14 protein-coding genes are annotated in these 17,723 nt (G+C 40.0%); 2 read left to right on the forward strand and 12 right to left on the reverse strand.

Annotation, left to right across the window (positions count from 1 at the left end):
- Positions 1 to 50: 50 nt before the first annotated feature.
- The 4 genes from EO114_RS04895 to EO114_RS04910 all read right to left on the reverse strand — a co-directional run bounded on the left by EO114_RS04895 (position 51) and on the right by EO114_RS04910 (position 3,367).
- Complete coding sequence (locus tag EO114_RS04895) at positions 51 to 797, reverse strand: ATP-binding cassette domain-containing protein (RefSeq protein WP_164723771.1); 747 nt, start codon at positions 795 to 797, stop codon at positions 51 to 53.
- A complete protein-coding gene (locus tag EO114_RS04900) occupies positions 797 to 1,504 on the reverse strand; it encodes an ABC transporter ATP-binding protein (RefSeq protein ID WP_240629061.1) in 708 nt (235 codons plus the stop codon). Before EO114_RS04900 ends, EO114_RS04895 begins: the two co-directional genes overlap by 1 nt.
- Before the next feature lie 118 nt (positions 1,505 to 1,622).
- The gene (locus EO114_RS04905) at positions 1,623 to 2,432 is read right to left on the reverse strand and encodes an ABC transporter permease (protein WP_127061854.1); all 810 of its coding nucleotides are present in this window, start codon (positions 2,430 to 2,432) and stop codon (positions 1,623 to 1,625) included.
- On the reverse strand, positions 2,429 to 3,367 hold the full coding sequence (locus EO114_RS04910; protein ID WP_127061856.1) for an ABC transporter permease: 939 nt from the start codon (positions 3,365 to 3,367) through the stop codon (positions 2,429 to 2,431). The genes EO114_RS04905 and EO114_RS04910 overlap by 4 nt, the downstream gene beginning before the upstream one ends.
- Positions 3,368 to 3,598: 231 nt before the next feature.
- Here EO114_RS04910 and EO114_RS04915 point away from each other — a divergent pair, with 231 nt between their 5' ends.
- The gene (locus EO114_RS04915) at positions 3,599 to 5,116 is read left to right on the forward strand and encodes an ABC transporter substrate-binding protein (protein ID WP_127061858.1); all 1,518 of its coding nucleotides are present in this window, start codon (positions 3,599 to 3,601) and stop codon (positions 5,114 to 5,116) included.
- Between the two features lie 406 nt (positions 5,117 to 5,522).
- On the opposite strand, the gene purB is transcribed toward EO114_RS04915, so the two are convergent.
- The 5 genes from purB to EO114_RS04940 form a co-directional block, all read right to left on the reverse strand.
- Positions 5,523 to 6,818, reverse strand: coding sequence for an adenylosuccinate lyase (gene purB / locus EO114_RS04920; protein ID WP_009352931.1), 1,296 nt, complete (start codon positions 6,816 to 6,818; stop codon positions 5,523 to 5,525).
- Between the two features lie 363 nt (positions 6,819 to 7,181).
- Positions 7,182 to 8,525, reverse strand: coding sequence for an MFS transporter (locus EO114_RS04925; protein WP_127061860.1), 1,344 nt, complete (start codon positions 8,523 to 8,525; stop codon positions 7,182 to 7,184).
- 669 nt (positions 8,526 to 9,194) lie between these two features.
- On the reverse strand, positions 9,195 to 10,067 hold the full coding sequence (locus tag EO114_RS04930; protein WP_126940932.1) for a 2-oxoacid:ferredoxin oxidoreductase subunit beta: 873 nt from the start codon (positions 10,065 to 10,067) through the stop codon (positions 9,195 to 9,197).
- Positions 10,067 to 11,818 carry a 2-oxoacid:acceptor oxidoreductase subunit alpha gene (locus EO114_RS04935; protein WP_009352980.1) on the reverse strand — a complete coding sequence of 584 codons (1,752 nt, stop codon included), beginning with the start codon at positions 11,816 to 11,818 and terminating at the stop codon, positions 10,067 to 10,069. Before EO114_RS04935 ends, EO114_RS04930 begins: the two co-directional genes overlap by 1 nt.
- 604 nt (positions 11,819 to 12,422) lie before the next feature.
- Positions 12,423 to 13,118, reverse strand: a complete 696-nt coding sequence (locus tag EO114_RS04940; RefSeq protein ID WP_009352927.1) for a GntR family transcriptional regulator — start codon at positions 13,116 to 13,118, stop codon at positions 12,423 to 12,425.
- A gap of 192 nt (positions 13,119 to 13,310) precedes the next feature.
- Between EO114_RS04940 and EO114_RS04945 the strand changes: the two genes are divergently transcribed.
- A complete protein-coding gene (locus EO114_RS04945; protein ID WP_126940931.1) occupies positions 13,311 to 14,255 on the forward strand; it encodes a diacylglycerol kinase family protein in 945 nt (314 codons plus the stop codon).
- A 63-nt stretch (positions 14,256 to 14,318) separates the two neighbouring features.
- On the opposite strand, the gene EO114_RS04950 is transcribed toward EO114_RS04945, so the two are convergent.
- The 3 genes from EO114_RS04950 to EO114_RS04960 form a co-directional block, all read right to left on the reverse strand.
- Entirely contained in the window at positions 14,319 to 15,767 is a 1,449-nt protein-coding gene (locus EO114_RS04950) for a glycosyl hydrolase family 28-related protein (protein WP_164723769.1), read from the reverse strand.
- Between the two features lie 96 nt (positions 15,768 to 15,863).
- On the reverse strand, positions 15,864 to 16,196 hold the full coding sequence (locus EO114_RS04955) for a hypothetical protein (RefSeq protein ID WP_240629062.1): 333 nt from the start codon (positions 16,194 to 16,196) through the stop codon (positions 15,864 to 15,866).
- Positions 16,186 to 17,448 (reverse strand): DNA repair protein, encoded by a 1,263-nt coding sequence (locus EO114_RS04960; RefSeq protein WP_127061864.1) that lies wholly within the window; start codon positions 17,446 to 17,448, stop codon positions 16,186 to 16,188. The genes EO114_RS04955 and EO114_RS04960 overlap by 11 nt, the downstream gene beginning before the upstream one ends.
- Positions 17,449 to 17,723: the final 275 nt, after the last annotated feature.

Consider the following 17,723-nt stretch of genomic DNA (forward strand, 5'->3'; position numbering starts at 1 on the left):
CTTTCCCAAGGAAATGTTGTGGTCTTTGCTACTGTATAGACGATAGCCATTTACCCACGGCTAGCTGCCAATAATTGTTTTGTATACGGATGTGTTGCCAATCCCAAGTCTTTTGATGTCAAGGTTTCTACAATCGCACCTTCTTTCATCACTATAATCCGATCGGTAAGCGCTTGCAAAACGCCTAAGTCATGGCTGACAAACACATAGGTAAACGGTTGCTCTTCGTAAACGTCTTGAATCAGTTCGATGACCCGAGCTTGATTGCACACATCGAGGGCACTCGTCGGCTCATCAAATAAGACAAGCTCAGACCCAACTGCCATCATGCGGGCTAAAACCAATCGCTGTAACTGGCCTCCGCTCAATTCATGGCGGTATTTCTTCCACACCGATGTATCCAATCCCACCTTTGAAAGCCACCATTCACAGCGCTCTTTCGCCTCTTGTCTTGTGCCTATCCCAAAATTCACGCAAGGCTCTAGCATAAATTCACCTACTGCCATGCGAGGGCTAATGCTGTGAAAGGAGTTTTGGAACATCACTTGCAAGGAACGATAGAGCTCTCTCTCATTTCCTTTCCATTGGGAGGTAGATTTTCCAAACAAAGAAAGGTTCCCTGAAGTTGGCTCTTCTTGCAAGGATAGCAATCGCAATAAGGTACTTTTACCAGATCCACTGCCCCCCGCTATTCCGATGCGCTCTCGTTCTTGCACGGACAAACTCACATCTTGCAGTGCTGGCACCGTTTCCCCTTTGCGGGTATATAGTTTGCTGACGCCCTGAACTTCTAGTATCATACTTTCACCTCCTGCAAGGACTGTAAAAGTAGCTTCGTATATTCATGTTGCGGATTCGATAAAACCTCTTCGGTCTTACCGATTTCCACTAACACACCTTCATGCATAATGCCTACGCGATCCGCCAATCTACGGGCTATCTGAATATTGTGTGTGATAAACAGCAACGTATTCTGCAACCGCTGTTGCACCTCTTCTAGGACTTTCACAATATCCTGTTGCACCAATACATCAAGAGCGCTAGTCGGTTCATCTGCAATAAGTAGTTGCGGATGTATGAGTAAACTCATAACGATAGCCACACGTTGTTGCATGCCCCCACTCAGTTGAAATGGATAGGACGCAAGTAATGCCTTTCCTTGTGGTAAGGAAACCGCCTCTAGCAGGTTCAAAATATCGCCTTCATCGTAGGCCTTTCCATGGGAGGCTAAGATTACTTTCATCTGCTCTCCAATACGTTTGAATGGGTTTAAATAATTACCTGGATTTTGGTAAATCATGGCTATATGTACACCACGTACATCTTGCCATTCCTTAGGTCCATAAGTGAGCAAATTATCTCCCCCATAGTGGATGGCTCCCGTTAGGTCTGCCTGTTCTAACAAACCTAAGAAAGCTTTCGCTACAGTAGATTTTCCGGACCCACTTTCACCAATGATGGCAAAGATTTCATTCTGTTTTAACGTGAAAGATACCTCTTTCACGACCTTTACTCCATCGTAAGAGACGGATAAATTGTCTACGCTTACTAAATCTGTATTAGTCAATGGTACTATCCTTTGTCATTACACAAGAATTAAATTGGGGCTACTATTTCGCCCTTTACACATGCCTACCATCTTGTAAGGCATCACTAATGTAATTTAATAACACAACAGTGATAAAAATTGCTAACCCTGGATAGATCAACAACCAAGGCGCTGTTTGCAAGAAATCTCGAGCATTCAGCAAGATAGCACCCCATTCTGGTGTAGGCGGTTGTACGCCAATACCGATCAAGGAAAAGCTTGCCACCGTAATAATCGTGTCCCCCATATGTTGAATGATGACCAACAATAGAGTCCCTCGAAGATTGGGAATCATGTAGCGACGGATAATGCGCCACAAGGACGCCCCAGACATACGTGCTACAACCACATATTGTGCTTGTTTTTCCAAATTCACCAAGTTCCGCGTAATCTTTGCGTATTCTGCCCAACGAGTTAGGCACAGTGAAATGATAATATTTTCCACAGACGGCCCCAATATACCGATACAGGCAATAGCCACGATCATGCTAGGGAACCCTAGTATCATATCGATGCAACGAGATCCCAATTCATCAATATACCAAGGACTCATACTTAGCAAACCACCGATACAAATGCCAATGACACTGCTAATGGCAATGATGGATATGGCTATGAACAACGAATCTTGTCCGCCCCATAATATCCGTGAAAGTACATCACGCCCCAATTGGTCCGTGCCTAGTAAATGCGTTGCACTTATATCTTGTAATCTAGCCCCTAAATTTGTTTCATTAGGGTCAAAGGGAGCTAACTGAGAACCAAATAGAAAGAGTCCCATCCAAAGTATAGTCAGTAAAATGGCCCCTAAGAGTAGCTTATCTTGTTTCCATAAACGAATCATGGGCGCCCTCCATATCTTCTTTCAGGATGAAGTAAGTACATCCATATATCCACTGATGTATTGACCACCACATAGACTAGAGAAATCCATACGATATAACTTTGAATCACAATATAATCACGACTAATAATACCATGTACCATGAGTTGGCCCATCCCTTTGACAGAAAATACCGTTTCAATCACTGCAGAACCGCCCAACATAGCGCCGGTCGTAATCCCTAACATGGATAACAGCACAAGGCGCACTTGAGGAATGATGTAATCACGATAGATATATGCGGTACGTATACCCATCGTTTTTGCTCCTATCACCGGTAACGATGCATACGCCTGCACCACTGCATTGCGAACACGACGAATGTATAAGCCACAAAACCAAATCGCCAAGGTAATACTCGGCAACACGTAAGCACTTAACCCCTTCGTATTTGTCACAGAGAAAATAGGAATCTTCACAGCTAGCGCATATAATAACAACAATCCTACCCAAAATGCTGGTACTGCCAATGCTAAAAAGGATACTATACGCACCACATAATCGACCCAAGTATCTTTATAATGCGCTGCCAGTCCTCCTAAACCTATCGATAGGATACTGCCTAAACCAATGGAAACTGCCACCAAGGATAAGGTCCTTGGCAAAGCACTTTGCAACAAATCTACAACGGGCACATTCAGGAAGATAGACTGCCCAAAATCTCCATGTAACATTTGCCACAACCAACGACCATATTGTATATACCATGGATCATTAAGGCCTAACTCTTGTCGAATTTGTTCCACTATAGTAGGATCTGGCGTCATACCTTGCAGATAAAACCGTGCCGACACTGGATCTACAGAAGACATTTGCATTAAGAGAAACGTTCCCAATGTGACTGCCAATAATACACCTACCATAGATGCCAATTTATATAATAATATTCGTACCATATCAATCCACCTTTCCTTTATATATTTTCTCTTAAAGTATATAGGATAGGGCCTTTCTTTGTAAATATCAAAATTTAATTTATCCGTGATATTATGATTAAATATATAATTACAAAGGCATTTAGCAAATTATATACTCCCAATATGCATTAATTTTTATGAGAATCATTGTCTTTTATAGGGAAATACAGTATACTATAGTTATTATTAAGTTTTTTATAAGGAGGATATATGAAAAAATGGGTTGCACTAGCAATGACGCTGTTTGTTGCTATCGGTTTAATTGCTGGCTGTGGTTCTAATGAATCAAGCAAAACTGGCAAGCATTTGAATCTTGGTTTATATTGGTTTGGTGAAACATTGAACCCTACACATGAATGGGATGCGTGGACATTGACACGAATCGGTGCGGGTGAAACGTTGGCAACGGTAAGTTCAGATATGAAATTTGAACCTCAGTTAGCCGATTCCTGGGAAGTGGTGGATCCTTTAACATGGAAATTCCATATTCGTGAAAACGTAAAATTCCATAATGGTTCTATGATGACGCCTATGGCGGTAAAAGCATCTATTGAACGTACAATCGCCGAGAGCAAGCGTTCCAAAGAAGCTGTAAAGATAGACTCTATTACAGTGGATGGTCAAAATCTAATTATTAAAACAACAGAACCAAATGTTGATTTACTAGCTAGTTTAACTGAGCCTGCTTTTGTCATCGTAGATGTACAAGGTACAACAGATATGGATAATACGCCAATTTTGACTGGTCCTTACAAAATTGTAAAACATACAAAAAAAGAAGAAATTCAGTTGGCGCAGTTCAAAGAATACTGGGGTGGAACACCTGCTTTAGATTCTTTAACAGTTAAAGATCTAGAAGATAATAATAAACGTGCTATGGCTCTACAGTCTAAAGATGTAGATATGATCCAAAAGGTAGATAGTGCTAATCGAAGTTTATTTGAAAAGGGTGATTATAACATCATTGAGTCCGCAGGGGTTCGCACATATATGCTACAGTTGAATGTCCGTGAAGGCAATGTATTATCAAATCCAACCGTACGAGCAGCTATCGCAAATATGATCGATTATGATGCATTAGCAAAAGTAATCGGTAATGGTGCCGTTACTGGAGGTGCGCCATTCCCTCCAACAGCCAACCTAGGCTTTGACGAGCTAAAAAATAAACAACATAAAGATTTAGCTAAAGCAGATAAATTACTAAAACAAGCTGGTTACACAAAACAAGGTGATACCTACATGAAAGATGGCAAACCATTACACTTAGTGCTAGCTCTTTTTGGTAAAGATAGTAGCGTTTACGAAAAACTTCAAGATGATTTAAAACGAGCTGGTGTTGAAGTCGAATTAAAACGTGTACAAGGTCCTGATGAATTATTAACTTTAGCTCCTAATGGTTTTGATATGGGAGAAACAAACTGGGTAACAATGTCCACAAATGATCCATATTGGTTCCTTAGCCTAGCTTTCAAAAGTGGTGCCAAATCCAATCGTGGCGACTATTCGAATCCGAAGGTTGATGAGTTAATTGATAAAATGACAACCACATTTAACGAAGAAGAACGCACAGCGATTGTCAAGGATATTCAAAATGTGTTGCTAGAAGATAACGCTGGTTATTTCTTATACTATCCAAGTGCCACTGTAGTAACAACAAAACGAGTAAAAAATGTAAAAGTATTCCCTATTGACTACTATGTGATTACAAAAGATACCACTGTAGAATAAAGGTATACTATGTTCAGTTTCTTTTATACAAGAACTGTACAAAATATAACTATAATAAAATAAAAAGAAACATAAGTGAGATGCATGATATATAACTGATTTCAGGTATAACAAAGTAACCTCACTTATGTTTCTTTTTTTATAGTTTTACGTTTCTCATCAAAAGAACATCATGAATAAAATTTGCGATGATATTTAGTCAACAGTAATATCCTTCGTCATTAAATAGTAATCGATTGAGAATGCTTGTGCATTATGAACGCGTTTGCTTGTTACCACAGAGGATACTGGGTAGTACAAAAAGTAGAACGTAAAAAAAGGACGGCAGCCACCGTCCTTTTTGTTTGACAACATGTTGAAGTCAATGCTTAGTTTTACTATTCTAATTATATACCCGCATCCCTTATTATAATCCAAAGCGAGCCATAATGGTATCTACATGACGTAACAATGGTGTTGGATCAAAGCAAGCATCAATTTCTTCTGCACTTAGGTATTTTGCAATCTCTGGATCAGATTTCAATCCTGTAGCGAAATCTTTACCTTCTAACCAACGAGCCATAGCATGACGTTGTACCCAGCGATAGGCTTCATCACGAACAGCACCTTTATCCACCAAATGCGTTAAAATCGTTTGGCTAAATACAAGACCACCTGTTAAGTTCAAGTTTTTCATCATATTTTCAGGATATACCAATAATTTATCTACCGTACGGGTAGCTAGATGAATCATATAATCTAATGTAATTGTCGCATCTGGTAAAATCACACGTTCTACAGAGCTGTGAGAAATATCGCGCTCATGCCATAAAGCTTGGTCTTCAAAGGCTGCTTGTGCATGACCACGTAAGATACGAGCTAGACCACAAATTCTTTCACAAGTAATAGGGTTCCGTTTATGAGGCATCGCAGAGGACCCTTTTTGTTTCGGACTGAAATACTCTTCTGCTTCACGCACTTCTGTACGCTGTAAGTGACGAATTTCCAAAGCGATACGATCCAAGGTACCGCCGATAACAGCTATCATGGACAACAATTCTGCATGACGGTCACGAGATACTACTTGTGTAGCTACTTTCACTGGTTCTAACCCCAATTTTTCACATACATATTGTTCCACAAATGGATCAATATTAGAGTATGTTCCTACAGCACCAGACAGTTTACCTACTGCTACAGATTGACGAGCCTGTTCTAAACGAGCAATATCACGGTCAATTTCGGACATCCAGTTCACTAGCTTCACGCCAAATGTAATCGGCTCTCCATGAATACCATGCGTACGGCCAATCATCGGCGTATATTTGAACTCTACCGCACGGCGAGCTAGGACCTCACGGAAATTACGCAAGCCTTTTAACAACAAGTCGCAAGCTTGTTTCATCATGTATCCTAATGCAGTATCCTTTACATCTGTGGACGTTAAGCCAAGATGAATGTATTTCGCAAACTCAGGTCCTACGTATTCGCCTACAGCAGTGACAAAGGAAATGATGTCATGATTCGTTTCTCGTTCAATCTCACGAATCCGTTCTACTTGAAAGTCCCCTTTCTCACGAATCGCTACGGCCGCTTCTTTTGGGATAATCCCCAATTCCGCCTGCGCTTCCGATGCCAAAATTTCAACTAATAACATCGTATCGAACTCATTGCGTTCGCTCCAAATATGTCCCATCTCTTCACGAGTGTAGCGATTAATCATACTATAACTCCTTTATCTAATCCATTTCCTTATAGAAATATTTTATTATCCATTGTTCATACCTTTTGGGTATTCCATATTACTTTATCATTATACAAAAATCAGGACCAACTGTCAGCTATTAGTTCGTAATCCCACAAGTATAAAGTGGTTGTTAACTAATAGTTAACAACCACTTAGCAGCAGAAACCACTCTATCAACTCTCTTACTATATCAAACTAGCACATGGCAAGAACAGCCACATCACTTCTAAAAACTACCCTACGTGAAAGTTTTTAGAAACAACATGGCTGTTCTAATCAATCTCTACGCACTACTATTCGTTATCTCATGATAAAAAACCATAATCAAGTACATTTGCATTATATACTCTTTTTATTCCATCCAGCAGGAATCGCCCCAACCAAGCAAATAATACCAAACACAACTAATGCGATAGTACTGTTATACTCCATCATTTGTAGCGCCGTTCTTCCTTCTATTGTATACGCAAGAATAATCCCTATAAGTGCCATACTCAACGTCTGCCCCAATAGCCGCACTGTGGAAATGGTAGACGATGCAAAACCGATGTACTCTTTCGGTACAGAACTCATAATTAGATTATTATTCGGCGGTGCAAAGCAACTAACTCCAATACCAACAACAGCTAAGCTCACCATAATGATTGTCATGCTTTCAGTGAAAGTGCCATACGCCATAGCTAGCAAACCTACACCGATGAGTACCATGCCCCACCGAGCAAATACCGCTGGATTATATCGGTCAGACAGTGCGCCCATACGAGGTGCCAAGAACACCATAATTCCGGTTTGTATGCACAAAATCAGTCCGGTCATACGAGAATCAAATCCCATAATCATTTGTAAAAATAAAGATAATACAAAGCCTACGCCAAAGGTGGCACTAAAGTTCATCATCGCAGCTATACTGGACATCGTAAATACTATATTAGACAAGAACATTCTAACTGGTATAAGTGGATCTTTACTATTCCACTCTACATAACCTAATAGGCATAATGCTAGTATACCAGCTCCCACAGCATAGGCACTCCACCAAAATCGAACCCATTCGGTAATACCAATCATCACTGCACTGATACCCAAGGCGTATAAAAGTAAACTTCTCGTAGAAATACTACTATCTGGTGTATGTACCCATTCTTCATGCAAAGAGCGAAAAGCCATCACATTTGCTACAACACCTAGTAAGGTAGTAAACACAAAAATACTGCGCCAACCATAATAATAATTTAGAAATCCACCTACGGCCGGCCCCAAGGATAATCCCAAATAGACCATACCTCCGATCATACCAAATGCATAACCGCGCCGTTCTAATGGTACTGATAAAGTTAAAATAGACATAGACGTAGTATATACAACCCCTAAGGCAATCCCTTGCAAGGCTCGATACACCGTCAGCATCTCTACTGAGTCAACAAAGCACATAAACCCAGATATCATCGTAAATACAATACTACCTATATAAAACAACTTGCGCTTTCCATAGATGTCCGCTAGCTTACCAGCAGGAATCACCGCCACCGTACAGCACAGTAAAAAAGATTCCACCACCCATGCCATATCATTCGTAGTAGCCCCAAACTCTTGCATCATATCTGGAAAAGACATCGTAAGAGAGCTCGATACAAAGGGATTCAAAAACGCCGCTATCATCATCGTATATAAAACAGATTTCATCTAATTATCACTCCTCGTTTCAATATACTCTCATTATAACAATACAATTGAGGTTTTGAAAGCAACTAACCTTATAGGCTATACTAATCTAAACCTTCGGCATATATTGTACATATACCTCAAAAAGAAGTTTAACATGTATATGACAGCCTTCTTGACTTATGCTATACTATAGACATATAGGTTGAGTGTTTCCATCGAAACAAAAAAACCCCACAGTGGCATCTGTGGGGTTTCTACTTTTTTAGAGAGCATCCTCCATACTAGGCTAGTTACCCTTAAATCTCCTGTCTAACCATTTACAGAAATAATAACTAACACAACAAAAATACATGTACGCATTATAACAATCTACATTACTCCACCAAAATATCCACCAAGAAAAGCCGTAGTGCTTACTGAAAACTTTCGCGCAGAGCAGTTTTCAGAAGCGCTGCGGCTTTTTCTTCCCCCTCGAGTTCCCCCAGTAGAAACAACATATCTCGCCATACAATACGATAATGCCAAAAGCTGAATCACTTTACCAAAATATTCACGAAGAAAAGCCGCGTTACTTACTAAAAACTTTCGCGTAGGGCAGTTTTTAGAAGTGACGCGGCTTTTCCCACAATTTCTGAAGTTGTACGGCTTTTCGCCACATTTCATATCCTCAAATGAGATATGTCGTTTCTACTTAAACTCGTTGCAAAGAGCTGCAAACATCTCTGCATCTGGTTTCACTACATCATGCACTAATGCACGAGCATGTGGACCACCATTAGCAGCATATAATGCTTGTTCAAAGGATGGTTTTGTTGTATCTTGATAAATCAAGCCTGTTACAAGTCCATTTGTTTCACCTAATGTAGCGAATGCTTGTGCACGGTTTGTTGGATCGTAACCTTCTGGCAAGTTTACTAGATTATCTTTAAAGTAATCATAGCCATTTTGTTTATTGTACGTTACGCAAGGGCTGAACACGTTAATGAAAGAGAATCCTTCATGTTGCATACCTTGTTTAATTAAATCCACCAATTGTGCACGATTTACCATGTAGCTTTGTGCCACGAAAGTAGCACCAGAAGCGATAGCTGTTTCACAGATTGGCAACGGACTTTCAAAAGAACCATGAGGAGATGTTTTTGTCACAAATCCCACATCAGAACGAGGAGATGTTTGGCCTTTTGTCAAACCATATACATGGTTATCCATAACCACATAGGTAATATTTACATTACGTTTGAAAGCATGAATCGTATGACCCATACCGATAGCGAAGGCATCACCGTCACCACCACAAACCACAACGTTCATATCTTCATTCGCTAATTTCACACCTTGTGCATAAGGAAGTGCACGACCATGTGTAGTATGCGCACCATAGGCATAGAAGTAACCACCGATACGGCTAGAACAACCGATACCAGAGATAACAGCCAATTTTTCAGGCGCAATATCAAGAGCAGCTACTGCATCAGCGATGGCTGCTTGTACCCCATAATGACCACAACCTGGACACCAGTTAGGGCGGATATCATTTCTATATTCATTTGCTGTAGCCATTATAAAACCTCCTTAATTGCCGCTTTTACATAAGATGTTGTAAATGGATTACCATCATATTTTAAGCAACTAGAAAGTTTTTCTTTATTCGGCATGTTGATGCGGAATAAGTTAGTCAATTGACCTGTAGCATTTTGTTCGCAGATCACAACTTTTTTAGCACTGTTATAGAATGGTAGCAATTGTTCTTTCGGGAATGGTTTAATCAAGCGAAGTTGTAAATGGTTCACTTTATGGCCTTCTGCCTCTAATTCCACCACAGCTTCTTCAATAGCACCACGGCTAGAGTTAATACCGATGACAAGAACATCTGCTTCCTCATGTTTTGCATTGTTTAAGAATGGTTCATATACATCTGCTACTGTAGATAATTTACGGAAACGTTTATCTGTTTGTGCCACGTGCATAGAAGGTGCTTCTGCTGGTTTACCTTCTTCGTTATGCTCTAGACCAGTAGACAAGAATAGACCATTTTTCATACCTGGGATAGTACGAGGGGAAATACCACTTTCAGTAATTTCAAAACGTTTGAAATACTTAGGATTTTCCAATGCTGGCAATTCTTCTTCTTTCATTAAATTACCACGTTCAATACCAACACGGTTCAAATCAAATGTTGGTACAGATTGTTTATTCAAGCCTTGTTGTAAATCAGGCATGAAAATAACTGGACATTGGTATTGTTCTGCCAAGTTGAAGGCATGTTGAATTTCGTAGAAACATTCTTCAATGCTTGTAGGTGCGATAACGATATTGGAATAATCGCCATGCGCATTGTAGCAAGCTGCATCGATATCGGATGTTTCTACTTTTGTAGCCATGCCTGTAGATGGGCCAGAACGTTGTACATCGATGATAAGCATTGGCAATTCAGCCATAGATGCCATGGATAAAGACTCCGCCATCAAGCTCAAGCCAGGGCCAGATGTACATGTAAAGCCACGAACACCAGCGTATACACCACCCATAGCCATCATACATGCCGCAATCTCATCTTCTGTTTGTACCACAGTAGAACCAACTTTATCCATTTTCTTAATCATGTATTCCATTACTTCAGAAGCCGGTGTAATTGGGTAGGACGCCATAAAACGGGATCCCGCTGCAATCGCACCTAATGCTAAGGCTTCATTACCAAGTAAGAACATTTGATCTTTTGGTGTTGGTTTGTCCAATGTATCTACTTCTACATCACCCAATTGTTCTTTTACAAGATCATAACCCAATTGGAATGCTTGTAAGTTTTTGTTAATAATATCTTCGGATTTTTTCGCAAAGCGAGCTTTAATGGCTGTTAAGAATAATTCTGTTTCAAAGCCTAATAAGGCAACAGACATCCCCAATGCTACGATGTTACGCATCAACAAGGAACCTTGTTGTAATGCCGTTTCAGAAATTGGCAAGGCCAAACAAGTCACACCTGTGCCTGTGAAAGCTTCAAAATTAGGATTTACTTTGCTATCGCAAATGATAAAGCCACCTTCACGTACTTCTTTACCGTGCATATCTACAGTTTCTTGGTCAAGCGCTACCAAGAAATCGATATGCTCGCCTACTGTCATAATTTGTTCTAATGCGATACGTAATGCAAATGTTGTATGACCACCTTTGATACGAGATGCAAACAAACGTTGGCTGTACAAGGAATAACCTTCTTTGGCAAGAATCGTAGCTAAAATTTCGCCACAGCTTTCAATACCTTCACCTTGCTGACCGCCCATTTTCCAGATAAAATCTTTACGTTTTTGCAAGAGATTCACCCTCCTTAGGATTGTAATATAGGACCACAGAAAGACTGTTATTTATTAAGTGTTTTCGATACACATCAATCTCTCAAAGTTCATCTTTAATAATAGCATTTTTACCGTTTTTCATCAATCATATTCCCTATATTTATAAACTATTTTTGCGCCACTTAAAGACTATTTATACATCTATTTTCTAAACATATATAATACTCTCTATATATAGACATTCCCTATAAGCAAAAAAATACAAAAACCTCGGCCAAGAGAATACAGCCGAGGTCTTTGTATTTGAGAAAAAAGAGAGAGAACATTTGAAATAGCTTCAAATGTTTTGTTGGGGCAATGGGGGGCGCCCCTTCGGTAAAAGTAGGGTCTTTTACCTGGGAAGGTATAAGATAAACCCTTCCCTATTGTAAGTTAGGTAGATAAAGAGAGAGATCTTTATCTAGCAAAGGTAGTGTGAACCCTTTGCCTGAGTTATTATAGCAAATGATACTTTAAAAGTAAACACATGAACCATAAATTTAAAGCTTTTTTATATATTTTTTACATATAACATTATAAAATATTTATATTATAGCCTATTAATATTCTTTCAATAGGATATTTACTTCTCTTTCTGTTTTGCCAATAACTCTGCATGAGCCTTTTTAAATACAAACGCATTCCGTACATGAGCTCGCATTCGTTCTTCTGCCAGCTGTCCATTGCGATCATGGATAGCTTCCATAATTTGTTGATGTTCTAGGTCACAAGAGATTGTTCGAGTTTTATCTGATGTACTGATGTACATATCGCGATTGACCATTTCCCGAAAATCTGCTAGATAATCTGCTACACGATCATTTCCAGAAAATTCTGCAATTAACGTATGAAAGCGACTATTAATAGCCACCCGTTCTTCTGGATCTTCCGTGTGAATCCCTGCATCACACACTTCTTGTAACTCTACTAGTTGCTCCTCTGTGCATCGTTCTGCACAAAGTCTAGCACCCAAGCCTTCCATTACTTCACGACATTGATACATGGCTACAATCTCTTCTGGAGAATAACCTTTTACCGTCACACCTTTCCATGGCTTGATAACCACCAAATTATCTTTCGCTAATTTACGAAATGCTTCACGTACCGGTGTGGCACTCACATTTAATTGCTCTGCAATACGCACTTCACTTAATTTCATTTTTGGCTTTAAAGAACCCGTTAAAATGGCTTGCTTTAGCGACATATATACTTGCTCACTCAACGGCAGTCGCCCAATTGAGTCAATACTATGCAAACGATACTCTTCCGTCTTATCCATCAAATCCCCCTCCAGGATGTTACTTTTCTATATTTTCACCTAGTCTGGCATACGTAACACATTTCTTTCATTATACGTGAAGTAGGTCCTAAAAATCAATGAAATCTACAGAAACAACCCTTTCCCACAATTAAATTTCCTATGCTATAATAGTAATAACTACTATATTTATGTTTAACATAGGAATCAACCATGAGTCGTTGTCTAATTATTATAAACCCTGTATCAGGTGGCGGTCGGGCTCGCCGATACGTAATGGAACTACAATGGCAACTAAGCGCGCTCTTTGATCGCTTAGAAGTAAAATTTACCCGACAATCCGGCGACGCCACCCGCTTCGCCATCGAAGCCTCCAACGAAGGGTTCGATGCTATCTTTTGTATGGGCGGTGATGGCACCATCAATGAAACTGTCAATGGTATTGTGAAAGCTGGCTGTCGCTCCAAATTCGGTTTCATTCCCCTTGGCACTGTCAACGATATGAGCCGTGCTCTGGGCATCCCCTTACAACCATTAGAAGCTATTCACGGCTTAAAAAATAGTACCATCCGCCATGTCGATGTAGGTCGTTGTAACGATTCGTTTTTTTGCAACAATATCGCCATTGGAGTCATCCCTGAGGTTGTAGCCTCTGTCACGCCAAAAGAAAAACAATTACTGGGCCCCTTAGCCTACTTTGCCAAAGGTGGACAAGCTTTATTTACAACCAAGGATTATAAGTTCCGCATCACTACCGAAGAAGGGACCCAAGAATTTATGTCCCCATTGGTCATCGCCTTATTGACCAATGTGGTATCTAGCTTTGAACATTTTATGCCTACTGCTTCCGTAGATGATGGGTATATGCGGATTATTATTTTCAAAGAATACTTCATCATGAACCTATTCTTCATCTTGCCACTCATTCTAAGTGGTTCTATTTATAATTCAAAATATGTAACCATATTAAAAGTCAAACAAGCTCGCATCGAAGTGTGTGACACCATGGATGCGTCCACCAATATGGATGGCGATATCGGACCTGATGCACCAGTAGACTTAGAAGTATTGCCTAAGTTTTTACAAGTCTACGTACCTAATAAGCGCCGCAAAAAAACACAGGGATTATTCTACAATCCATTACAAAAACAAATCTAATCTCAAGAGATAAAATACTTATAGCAAAGGAGAGTTGATACATCAACTCTCCTTTATTATTTGTTAATTTAGGGGCTCTACAGTAGTATGAATCCATTCTGTAGGACTATTTCGTCTGTTTCCTATATCTATTTGTTGTGCAATCCCTCGCAGTTGAGTATCTCGTACCACAATATCACGAATGCCGCCTCCTATGGTTGTAGTCTCACGAACACGCATAGCGAGTAGTACATCTTCCATAGTCAATCCTTGTAAATACATATGTTGAATCCAAGTATTTCCTGTATTAGTAAAGACAATGCCTACACGACTATGATGAATCTGTAAATTGTACGCATTCCACTGCTCCGTTACACTGGATCCTACAGGGTGTCCTGCTAATACCACAATCCCTTGTTGCATACGTTCCATCACAAGATTCTGTGTCAGTAACCCTACACCATCCCAATGTAAGCCATCACCACTGTGCCTACCTTCCATACGCACCTCTTGGATGCTTAGTTGATCCACTTGTGTAGCCTCCACCATATGAGCTGATGCATTTCTTAACACCGTATTTTTCAGAAAAATATCCTTACCATGATGGATAACCACTAAAGAAGACCGTGTAGAATTACCTTTTTCATAACTAGCCCCTCTACGCATAGCAGCTTGTACTTCCGACTTACTTAATAAACCAGTATGATCAAGCACATCTTGCGTCACTGCATCCGCTTCAGGTGTATTCTCCTCTTGTAAAAGGTCTTCTTTCCATCCATATCCATCAATAGTACCACCACGAATGACAACGTTTTCGATAGGTCCTTGCTCATCGCCTTCTAACTGTAAAAGTCCTAAATATGGCGTACCTCCTGTCACCACATAATTAGGTTTCACAAAGGCAGAGCTATTATTAACCGCCATCAGTACAGCATCCTCATCTAATTCTAAGGTCATATAACTGTGCAAGAATAGCGTTCCTGTGAGATATACACCTTTACTAATATGTAAGATACCTCCCGCTGGGGTATCACGTATCGCTTTTTGTAACGCTAACGTATTGTCCGTGATTCCATCTCCTACTGCGCCATAGGCGGTAGCCTCTAAACGCGGTTCTTGAGGTAATGTTTTGACTGGTATCTTGGAAGAATCAAACAAGGTAGAGCCCGTATCATCTACAGCTTTTACTTGCACTAAGTATACTGTATCAGATTCTAGTCCCTTCAACTCTATTCTAGGAATGATAGATACGTCCTTTGCACTAGGACGAATTTCTTTCACTTTTTCTTGATTAACGTAAATATCATATCCCACCAATCGTTCATCATTTACTGGATTCCAAGCTAAAGAGATAGTTGTACTAGTTGTGCCTAACTTAGGGATTTGCAATTCAAAATCGCCTGCTTCTACCACATATTTCGTCACCGGCGTTGTATATTTCACATACATATTCCAGCCTAACCCTAGCAAAGCCAAGATTAGACTCAATCCTATAGCCCACCACCCATAGGTTCTATATCGTTTTTGTTTCATTATGTCCATCCTGTTCTCATGTGTTCGCTATGGCTCGCATATCTAGCACATAGCTTATATGTACCATTCTACATGATTTACAAAAATGGTCAATACTCAACCGATGATGGTAACCCGCATAATATGAGACATAGGTACAAGCACATCTCCTACCGTCATCGTTCGATACACTGTATCAATCTGTTGTAATCGCCCTTGCACCGTATCATAAACTCGTCCATTGTAATAGACTACACTAACTACGTCCCCTATCACTAGCCCCTTACACTGTGTATCCAATACTTCCAATTGCTCCTCTGAAAGTTCTTTACGATTCTCTTTATATCGTGCAGTTTCCTCCAATAACTCTTGAAATCCTTTCAATGCAGCAAAGGGCATAAATTGTTTAGCCCTCTGTAACAATGTCATCTTCGGTCGTTTATGTTGCATTATGCCCTCCCACCAAGGTGTTACGAAACTGCATGGTCCCCTCTTCTTGCAAACTGCTAGCACGAAGTATGGAATTACCGCCAAACTTTTCCTTAATCGACAATACAGTCCGCTCCACTTGGTATGCTTTTTCTTCTCTATCCTGAGACGTAGAAAACAAATCTTCTTCCCAAGGTACCGCCTCACGACTAACCAAATCATCAAATCCCACCGATAACTGCCGAATCTCTTGATGAGGGTGAGTAGTTTTTTTATACAGTTCCAATACTGCCTGTGAAAGTACCTCTAAGGAGCACGTATACTTCGATAATCGTCGTGATCCACCGGTACCTTTCACCTTTTTATCTGCATACCGCACCCCTAAGGAAATATATTTTGTCAGTGCTTTCTCTGCAATCAGTTCCAACAATAAAGATTCCACCATCTCCCGAAGAGGCACAAAACACTCCTCGTAGGAATAATTCCTCAGCAGAATTTGCCCTCTCGACAGAGAGTGTTTCGCTGGTCGGTACATATGAATCTCTTTCATAGTGCATGTCTCACGCCCCCAAGCATGGTCAATGAGCAGCTCCGCATTAATCCCAAATTCCTTATACCAGCGTTCCTCAGGCACAGTCGTAATACCATGTAAATCCACTACGCCATACTTATGCAACCGACTTGCGATTCCCCTTCCGATTTGCCAAATATCTGTAATCGGTTGATGATGCCATATTTTTTCTTCAAATAGCTTCTCATTAAGAACACCAATTCCCTGTGGCGCATGCTTGGCCAACACATCGAGAGCTACCTTAGCTAAAAATAAATTAGTTCCTAATCCAACTGTAGCATGAATATGAGTCTGTTCTAATACCTTATATTTGAAGAGCAATGCTAGTTCCCACCATGTTTTCTTATACAATCGGCTATAGGGAGTCACATCAATAAAATACTCGTCAATAGAGTACACATGAATATCTTCTGGTGCCACATAGTCCAATAAAACACCATAAATAGAGGCAGATACTTCCATATATCGTCGCATCCTAGGCCTTACCGCCATATACTCAATGGTAGAGGGAATCTCAAACAACCGACATCGATTCTTGACGCCTAATTGCTTTAATGCCGGAGAAATAGCTAGTGTAATTGCTCCTAGCCCACGTGATGCATCGGCTACAACTAATGGGGTCGTAAAGGGATCTACCCCCAAATCTGCACACTCCACAGAAGCATAAAAACTCTTCAAATCTAAACACATATACACTGCCATACTATCCCTCCTTTATACTAGTATAGTAGCATATTTGTTCTATATTTTCAATATATATGTTCGGTATATCAATCTTACAATAGTTATAGTAATTTACTATATTTTAAAAAGATTACTACACAATATACTCTGTATTTGACTTGGTTTACCACTAGGAAATGCATCTCATTATATCCGACCTCAACGTTTTTAAAACAACTTTAACATGCAACAAAGCTAGTATTTAACTAGGATCACCTCTATTAAAACCAACTCATTTTGTCCTATAAGCCACA

Origin of the sequence: Veillonella sp. 3627, assembly GCF_003992195.1 — a bacterium.
Taxonomy (GTDB): domain Bacteria; phylum Bacillota; class Negativicutes; order Veillonellales; family Veillonellaceae; genus F0422.

Coding starts and splice junctions, on each gene's coding strand:
- EO114_RS04930 (WP_126940932.1), bottom strand. CDS start 10,067: ATGGCTACAGCAAATGAATATAGAAATGATATCCGCCCTAACTGGTGT.
- EO114_RS04955 (WP_240629062.1), bottom strand. CDS start 16,196: ATGCAACATAAACGACCGAAGATGACATTGTTACAGAGGGCTAAACAA.
- EO114_RS04950 (WP_164723769.1), bottom strand. CDS start 15,767: ATGAAACAAAAACGATATAGAACCTATGGGTGGTGGGCTATAGGATTG.
- purB (WP_009352931.1), bottom strand. CDS start 6,818: ATGATTAATCGCTACACTCGTGAAGAGATGGGACATATTTGGAGCGAA.
- EO114_RS04910 (WP_127061856.1), bottom strand. CDS start 3,367: ATGGTACGAATATTATTATATAAATTGGCATCTATGGTAGGTGTATTA.
- EO114_RS04905 (WP_127061854.1), bottom strand. CDS start 2,432: ATGATTCGTTTATGGAAACAAGATAAGCTACTCTTAGGGGCCATTTTA.
- EO114_RS04960 (WP_127061864.1), bottom strand. CDS start 17,448: ATGGCAGTGTATATGTGTTTAGATTTGAAGAGTTTTTATGCTTCTGTG.
- EO114_RS04945 (WP_126940931.1), top strand. CDS start 13,311: ATGAGTCGTTGTCTAATTATTATAAACCCTGTATCAGGTGGCGGTCGG.
- EO114_RS04925 (WP_127061860.1), bottom strand. CDS start 8,525: ATGAAATCTGTTTTATATACGATGATGATAGCGGCGTTTTTGAATCCC.
- EO114_RS04940 (WP_009352927.1), bottom strand. CDS start 13,118: ATGGATAAGACGGAAGAGTATCGTTTGCATAGTATTGACTCAATTGGG.
- EO114_RS04915 (WP_127061858.1), top strand. CDS start 3,599: ATGAAAAAATGGGTTGCACTAGCAATGACGCTGTTTGTTGCTATCGGT.